This is a genomic window from Odoribacter laneus YIT 12061 (genome assembly GCF_000243215.1).
Classification (GTDB): domain Bacteria; phylum Bacteroidota; class Bacteroidia; order Bacteroidales; family Marinifilaceae; genus Culturomica; species Culturomica lanea.
This window is the reverse complement of record NZ_JH594596.1, coordinates 389581-390993: the sequence shown is the minus strand read 5'-3', so window position 1 is coordinate 390993 and position 1413 is coordinate 389581. Positions and strand designations below refer to the sequence as shown.

The window sequence follows — 1413 nt, the reverse complement described above, 5'->3', positions numbered from 1 at the left end:
CTCTCCGGCATCCCCGGAAAGCGGATACACACGGTACCAGTCCCGCTTCTCCTCTTCGGTTTCCGTAACGATGTTCCAGGATTCATTGGTGGTAAACACCAGTTCAGTACTGTCTCCCCGAGCATTCAAAGGATAAAGATCCGATTTTACCGTCAGACAAGGCTCCACTGGCGGTGGGAGAATTTCTTCTTTTTTGTCCTCACTGCAGCTCCAAAGAAAACTGGATAACAAAAAGACTGCAAAAAAACAACAATATAATTTTTGTAAGTCGTAACATACTTCTTATTTGTTTAAACTAATCAGAAAATTCTATCTCTTTAAGATCAGTTAAATATATTAATAATAGACCATAAAATAAAACATTAATTAACTTATTTATATATAATATATCTTTCAGTAAAAAAATAAAATTGTTTATAGAAAAATCTGAAATACTTTTCCAAACTATCCATCAAAACTTTAATTCAGTCAGAGCATGCCGATTAAATACAAAGAAAAACGAATTAAACACTTCCTAAAGAAAGACATAAAACAAACGATAGAATTTTTCTGCACAAACGCATTCTTATTTCTTTAAGGTTCATCAGGCCCTACCGACAGACGATCAATCCAATCTATGCTTGTAGAACGAAAGGGAGACAAGGATAAGGAACCTCCGGTAGGACGTCCTTCGTCACTGTCCTTTTGCAGAAATTTATCGAAACTATAGCCTTCCCCTGAAAGCTCAAGGATTCGTTTTACCAACAATTCACGACTGATTGCATTAAAATATAAATCTGTTAATAATGTACTCATAAGGCTTACCAGTTCTGACCTCCAAACGCCCTTATCATATTTATATCCTCCTTCATAGACACCTACATAAGGATAGCGCGGATGACCAATCAAATGAGACCAATAAACCGACTGGGAATCATTCGTCAGTGATAAATTAAGACATAAACCTTTCGCCTGATCCAATTTTAATCTATTCTTATTACTTTCGGGTAATTCCTGATCTATATAATCGACATATTCGTCCCCTAATAAACCAAAACCGTGACCTACGGATTCATGGAGAATAAGATATTTCAAATAGTCAAGTCCTCCACAAAGATAACAGGAAAAAGCATAGTTCGGCTTAATTATACCTGTACCTTCTACAAGAGCAAAACCTGTCTTCTTACCGTTCACTATTATGGAAGGATAAGGAATTACCCCGCGAGAAACGGGAATATAAACATAGTCGGGTAACTGAATTAAGCGGTTGGTAACTCCATTGACCTTATCCCATACCGTTCCAAGAGCCGTCTGAGTCGGGTCATCCCCAACACAAGCTTTACGCGAAACGGCATAAACCATATGGACGTTAAAGTAATCACGGTAGGTTTTCGTCGGTTCGATCGAAAAGAACGACTCCATAGCATACTCCAT

Annotated in this window: 1 protein-coding gene; it reads right to left on the bottom strand. The window is 37.7% G+C overall.

Features of this window, described 5'->3' with window-relative positions:
* Positions 1 to 573 precede the first annotated feature (573 nt).
* The coding region (locus HMPREF9449_RS01620; RefSeq protein ID WP_009135480.1) for a M64 family metallopeptidase at positions 574 to 1413 on the bottom strand (840 nt) is incomplete at its 5' end.